The following is a 6231-nucleotide window of genomic DNA, read 5'->3' as shown; positions in this document are numbered from 1 at the left end:
CACCGGCCGCTCCCCCGCCGCCCGCCGCACCGCCCGTCGCACCCGCGGCGCACGGCGTCCCCGGCGGCGGGTCCGACACCGACGGCCACAAGCTCCCGACCGTGGACGAGCTGCTCCAGCGCATCCAGACCGACCGGCAGCGGACGTCCGCGCCCCCGCCCGACACGGGCGGCTACGGCGGCGGCTCGCTGAACGACCCGCTGGGCGACCCGCTCGGCACCGGCTCGTACGGGACGTCCGCGCCTAGCGCGCCGAACACCGGGAACACCGGTCCGTGGCCGTCGCCCGGCGGCGGCCAAAGCGGCGGATACGACCAGGGCGGCGGATACGACCCGGGCGCCGGCCAGGGCTACGACTCCGGGTTCGGCGCACCGCCCGCGCCCGGATACGGGCAGGGCCAGCAGAACGACGGCTACCCGACGGCCCCCGCCTACGGCGAGTCGCCGCGCTACGACGACCCGCTCGGCGCGGGCGGCGCAGGCGGCGGCCGCGAGCCGTTCGGCCCGTTCGGCGGGGCCGACAACGGCTCCGCCGGCCCCGGCCAGAACGGTGGCGGCCAGAACGGCGCCGGTCAGAACGGTGGCGGCCAGAACGGCGCCGGCGTCTACGGCGACTTCAGCGGCAGCAGCTACAACGGCGGCGACCCGCTGGCCGCGCCGCACGACCCGGGCGCGCACGGCGGCTACAGCGACCCGAACGCCACCCAGGCGTACGGCTCCGGCTTCTACGGCGGCGGGCAGCAGGGCGGCTACCAGCAGGGCGGCCAGCCGAACGACAACAACGGCCCGTACGGTTCCCGCCAGCCCACCGACGACTGGGAGAACTACCGCCGCTAGGCACCACGGAACGTTCGCAGCAGGGCCGCCGGATCCCTCCGGCGGCCCTGCTCGTGTCCCGGGGGTGGAGCGGCGCGAAACCTGGTTATATACGTTGAGTGACTTCAAAGACACTCAACGTGTCCATTCTCCGGCGCGAACTGCTCGCGTCGTTCGTCGTGTTCCTCGTCGCGCTCCCGTTGTCACTGGGCATCGCGGTCGCGTCCGGCGCTCCCATCGCCGCCGGGCTGATCGCCGCGGTCGTGGGCGGTGTCGTCGCGGGCCTGATCGGCGGCTCCCCCCTCCAGGTCAGCGGACCGGCCGCCGGGCTGACCGTCCTCGTCGCCGAACTGGTGCAGACCTACGGGTGGCGCGCCACGTGCACCATCACCATGCTCGGCGGGCTGCTGCAGATCCTGCTCGGCGCGAGCCGGGTCGCCCGCGCCGCCCTCGCCGTCTCGCCCGCCGTCGTGCAGGGGATGCTCGCCGGGGTCGGCGTCGTCATCGTCCTGGCCCAGGTGCACGTGGTGCTCGGCGGCACCCCGCAGCAGTCGGCCGTGGCGAACCTGCGGGAGCTGCCCGGCCAGGTCGCGCACCCGCACACGCATCCGGCGCTGGTCGGCGGGCTGACCGTCCTCGTCCTGCTGTGCTGGTCGCGGCTGCCGAAGGAGGGGGTGCTGCGGCTCGTCCCGGGTCCGCTGCCCGCCGTCGCCCTCGGCACCGCCGTCGCCTGGCTCCTCGGCTGGCAGGTGCCGCGCGTGCACCTGCCGGACTCGCTGCTGGACGGCTGGCGCACCCCCGTCCTGCCGCACGGGTCCCTGACCGGGATCATCGGCGCGGTCATCTCCGTCGCGCTGGTGGCGGCCGTCGCGTCGCTGCTGTGCAGCGTGGCCGTCGACCGGCTGCGGCCCGCCGGGTTCCCGGCCGCCGACCTCGACCGGGACCTGCTCGGGCAGGGCGCCGCGAACGCGGTGTCCGGCCTGCTGGGCGGGCTGCCGATCGCCAGCGTGATCGTCCGGAGCACGGCCAACGTGGACGCCGGCGGCCGCACCCGGCTGTCGCCCGTCCTGCACGGCGTCTGGGTGCTCGTCCTCGCGCTGGCCTGCGGGCCGCTGATCGGGCAGGTCCCGCTGTCCGCGCTCGCCGCGCTGCTGGTCGTGCTCGGCCTCCGGCTGACCGACCTCGCCCAGGTGCGCGACCTGCGGCACCACCGGGAGGCGCCCGCCTACTTCGGCACCCTCGCCGGCGTCGTCCTGCTGGGGCTCGGCGAGGGCGTGCTGCTCGGCATCGGGATCGCCGCCGTGCTGGCGCTGCGGCGGCTGACCCGGCTGTCGGTCCGGACGGAGCGGCTCGTGCCCGCGCCCGGCGACGGGCCCGTCCCGCCCCGCCGGCACGTGGTCGTCGAGGGGACGTTCACCTTCCTCGGCGTGCCCCGGGTGACGCGGGCGCTGCAGGAGATCCCGGCCGGTTCCAGCGTCGACCTGGACCTCAACGTCGACTTCATGGACCACGCCGCATTCGACGCCGTCCACCGGTGGCGGCTGGCCCACGAACGCCAAGGGGGGAGGGTCGACATCGACGAGGTTCATGAGGCTTGGTATGAAAGAGCTGTGACAGGCGATATGTCTCAGCCGCGGAAGACTCCTCCACCTGCCCGCTGGTGGGCTCCCTGGGGGAACCGGCGGCGGCGTCCGGAGACCGAACTAGATGCGCCCGAGATGTCCCCCGCGGACGTCATGCTGAACGGCGTCCGCGAGTACCACGGCAACACGGCCCGGCTCGTCCGGCCGATCATGGCCGAGCTGGCGATGGAGCAGAAGCCCCAGCACCTGTTCATCACCTGCGTGGACTCGCGCGTCGTACCCAACATCATCACCGCGAGCGGGCCCGGTGACCTGTTCATCAACCGCAACGTCGGGGCGCTCGTCCCCCGGTACGGCTCCCGGACGCCCGACGACTCCGTGTCCGCCACCGTCGAGTACGCCACCAGCGTGCTCGACATCCGGACCATCACGATCTGCGGGCACTCCAACTGCGGCGCGATGGCCGCGCTGCTCGCCGCCGGCACCGAGGTCGAGCATCTGGAGGGGCTGTCGCGCTGGCTGCGGCACGGCAACCACAGCCTCGCCCGCTTCCTCGCCGAGGAGCCGTCCGGTGACGAGCCGCCGCTGACCCGGCTCTGCAAGATCAATGTGATGCAGCAGCTCGACAACCTGCTGACCTATCCGTGGCTCCGGGAGCGGGTCGAGGCCGGCGAGATCGAGCTGGTCGGCCTCTACCTGGACCTCAAGTCCGCCACTGTCGAGGTCCTCGACCCCGGCAGCGGCACCTTCGCCCTCGTCCCCGACGAGGCCCCGCGGCAGGCCCGCACCCTCACCTGAGGCGCGCCCCGCCGCGGGGGCGGCCCTGACCGGCGGTATCCGGGGCCGCTGCGCTCGCCGTCCGGTGCGGCTCCGCGAGGACGACCCCCCGTCCCGCGAAGCCCGCACCGGCCGCCGATCCCCGGGCCGGCCGCCGGTCAGGGCGGTTTCTCACCAGCGGCCGACGAGCTCGTCGTCGCGCTGGGTGTAGTCGCGGACGTACATCCCCGCCACCCGGCGCGCCCGCCGCGCGCGCCGGTCGGACGCCGGAAGGAACAGCGCGTCGCGCCGGCTGGCGCGCGAGAAGTCCCACAGGTACACCAGGCCCCCCAGCATCCCGGCGAGCACGAGGGCCACGAACACGATGACGATCATCTGCGCTCCTCTCCACGGGGCCCTGCACCCCGGCCCCGCGTCGTCATGGATCTAGGCGATCAGCTCTTACCTGGACGGTAAGCGCCTTCTATCGGACCCTCTGTGTCGTGTGACCCGATTCGAGGGAGTCTCATGCCGCTCGGTGCGCAAAGTAGGATGTCCCACGTGTTCGATGCCGACATCGCCGAGTGGCTCGCGCAGCGGAGCCTGGACCCGACGGCCGCCGACACCACGGTCGCCGGCGCCCGGCGCCACTCGCTGGCGGTCAACGCCCGCTCCCTGGCACTGCTCCCCGACCCGCCGGTCCCGGCCGCCGAGCACGAGGTCACGCTGGGTTCCGTCCCGGCCGTGGTGATCGAGCCGGCGACCCGGTTCACCGACGCGACGATCGTGTACTTCCACGGCGGCGGCTGGATCGCCGGCGACCTGCGGACGCACCGCCAGCACATGCGCAGGCTCGCCGTGGAGACCGGCTCCACCGTCGTCGCCGCCGGCTACCGGCTGGCCCCCGAGCACCCGTTCCCGGCCGCCTTCGACGACTGCCTGGCGGTGACCCTGCACGTCGCCGGCGCGTCGCCGGGGCGGACGGCCGTCGCGGGCGACAGCGCGGGCGGGCAGCTCGCCGCGTCCGCCGCCATCGCCTGCCGGGACCTGGACGTGCCGCTGGCCGCCCAGCTGCTCGTCGTGCCGGTCACCGACGTCGCGGGCGGGTACGCCGGCCCGGGTGTGAACGCGCGGTACCCGTCCCGGGCCGAGCGGGCCGAAGGGTACGGCCTCACGCTCGCCGGCATGCAGCGGTTCAGCGAGCTGTACGGTCCGCCCGGCGGCGGGGAGGGCTGGCAGGTCTCGCCGCTGCGCGCCGGCGACCTAGGCGGCGTCGCGCCCGCGGTGGTCCACACGTCCGGCTACGACCTGCTGCGCGACGAGGGCGACGCGTACGCAGAGGCCCTGCGCGCCGCCGGCGTGCCGGTGGTCCACCGGCGATGGCCGACGCTCAACCACGGCTTCTTCGGGCTCGGCGGCGTCTCGGCGGCCGCGGACCGCGCCGTCCGCCAGGCCACCGCCGACCTGCGGACCGTCCTCACCGCCGGTCAGGGCGGCCCGAGCGCGGCGGCGAACCTGGACGCGATCCACTGAGGGTCGGTGATCGCGGTGCCGACGACGACGCAGGTCGCGCCCGCCTCCAGCGCCGCCGCCGCCAGCTCCGGGGTGTGGTAGCGCCCTTCGGCGACGATCAGGGCGTCCGGTAGCGCGTCCCGCAGCGCGCGGACGAGATCCAGGTCGGGGCCGTCCGGCGGCGGTCCGGGCAGGGTGTGGCCGGCGAGGGTGGTGGCGACGGCGTCGGCTCCGGCCTTGGCGGCGGCCACCCCCTCGTCGAGGGACGACACGTCCGCCATGAACAGCGCGCCCGCATCGTGCACGGCCTCGGCCGTGGCGGCGACGGGGCGGCCATCGGGACGCGGACGGAACGTGGCATCGGCGGCCACGACATGCGCGCCCGCCGCGGCGACGGCGCGGGCGGCCGCGACCGTGGGCGTGATGAAGACGCCGCCGGTCCCGTCCTTGGTCAGGCCGATGACGGGGACGTCCACCGCGGCGGCGACGGCGGCCACGTCGGGGACACCGCCCACTCCGCCGCAGCGGATCGCGGCGGCGCCGCCCCCTTCCGCCGCCCGCGCCATCCGGGTCAGGGCGGCGGTGTCGCGCAGCGGATGGCCCTCCCCCGCCTGGCAGGACACGATCAGGCGCCCGGCGACGGCCGCGGCGAAGGTCTCGGGGGTCATCGGTGGCTCCCTTGGCTTGTCACAACGAACGGCTAGTCACAACGAACGGCTTGTCACAGCGAACGGCTTGTCATCGCGAGCATCGCGGCGCCGACCAGCGGCGCGTCGGTGCCGAGGCGGGCGGGGACGATCGGTGTCGCGCGCAGCGGCGGCAGCGCGTCCGCCCGGAACGCGGCGGTGACGGCGTCCAGGAACGGGGCCCCGATCTGGGCGACACCGCCGCCGACCACGACGGCGTCCGGGTCCAGGACGGCGAGGAGACCGGCGAGGGCACGTCCCAGCACGCGACCGGCGTGCGCCGCGTCGCCGGCGGCCTCGATGGCCGGGCCGGAGACGACGGCCTCCAGGTGGTCGTACCGACCGCAGCCGCACGGCACCGGCCCCCGTTCGGAGACGAGCAGATGCGCGATCTCCCCGGCGGTGCCGTGCGCCCCGTGTTCGAGACGCCCGTCCGTGGTCAGGGCGCCCCCGACGCCCGTGCCCACGGACACGTGCAGCACGCGGTGATGTCCGGCCCCCGCACCGGCCTGGGCCTCGCCGTAAGCCATGGCGCGAACGTCGTTGACCACGACGACGGGGAGGCCCGTCCGTTCGGCGAGGACCTCCCGCACGCGCGTCCCCGCCCATCCCGGCAGGACATCGGTGGCGGCCACGACTTGCCCGGACTCCGGGTCGACGACCCCGGGCGCGCCGACGCCGAGCGCCCGGACGGCGGAGTCGCCGAATCCTTCCAGGAGGCGGGCCGCCGCGCTGAGCACGGCCTCCCCTCCCCCGGCCGGCGTGGGTACCCGGCCCCGCCGCTGGATCGTTCCATCCCGGTCCACGAGCGCCGCGGCGATCTTCGTCCCGCCGATGTCGAGCGCCGCGAACGACTCCCCGCTCGACGCGTCCCCGCAC

The 6231-nt window shown here is 75.2% G+C and carries 5 protein-coding genes and 1 pseudogene; 3 read left to right on the top strand and 3 right to left on the bottom strand.

Features of this window, described 5'->3' with window-relative positions; all coding sequences use genetic code 11:
- Together E1293_RS48225 and E1293_RS43200 are read left to right on the top strand one after the other, a co-directional pair.
- Positions 1-836, top strand: a pseudogene (locus E1293_RS48225) (hypothetical protein); the annotation flags it as partial.
- 119 nt (positions 837-955) lie between these two features.
- Positions 956-3196 carry a SulP family inorganic anion transporter gene (locus E1293_RS43200; RefSeq protein ID WP_243717423.1) on the top strand — a complete coding sequence of 747 codons (2241 nt, stop codon included), beginning with the start codon at positions 956-958 and terminating at the stop codon, positions 3194-3196.
- Positions 3197-3346: 150 nt separating this feature from the next.
- Here the strand turns inward: E1293_RS43200 and E1293_RS43195 are convergent, their stop codons facing one another.
- Entirely contained in the window at positions 3347-3550 is a 204-nt protein-coding gene (locus E1293_RS43195) for a hypothetical protein (RefSeq protein ID WP_132205350.1), read from the bottom strand.
- 165 nt (positions 3551-3715) lie between these two features.
- On the opposite strand from E1293_RS43195, the gene E1293_RS43190 reads away from it, so the two are divergent.
- A complete protein-coding gene (locus E1293_RS43190; protein ID WP_165978675.1) occupies positions 3716-4687 on the top strand; it encodes an alpha/beta hydrolase in 972 nt (323 codons plus the stop codon).
- Here E1293_RS43190 and E1293_RS43185 read toward each other — a convergent pair.
- Positions 4642-5334, bottom strand: a complete 693-nt coding sequence (locus tag E1293_RS43185; RefSeq protein ID WP_132205346.1) for a putative N-acetylmannosamine-6-phosphate 2-epimerase — start codon at positions 5332-5334, stop codon at positions 4642-4644. The genes E1293_RS43190 and E1293_RS43185 overlap by 46 nt on opposite strands.
- Before the next feature lie 53 nt (positions 5335-5387).
- Positions 5388-6231: ROK family protein (locus tag E1293_RS43180; RefSeq protein ID WP_207939452.1), on the bottom strand; the 844-nt coding region annotated here is incomplete at its 5' end.

This window comes from Actinomadura darangshiensis (assembly GCF_004349235.1).
Taxonomy (GTDB): Bacteria; Actinomycetota; Actinomycetes; order Streptosporangiales; family Streptosporangiaceae; genus Spirillospora; species Spirillospora darangshiensis.
This window is presented reverse-complemented; position numbering and strand designations above follow the sequence as displayed.

Excerpts from the sequence above, each read along its gene's own strand:
- E1293_RS43195 (WP_132205350.1), bottom strand. The coding sequence starts at position 3,550 with ATGATCGTCATCGTGTTCGTGGCCCTCGTGCTCGCCGGGATGCTGGGG.
- E1293_RS43185 (WP_132205346.1), bottom strand. The coding sequence starts at position 5,334 with ATGACCCCCGAGACCTTCGCCGCGGCCGTCGCCGGGCGCCTGATCGTG.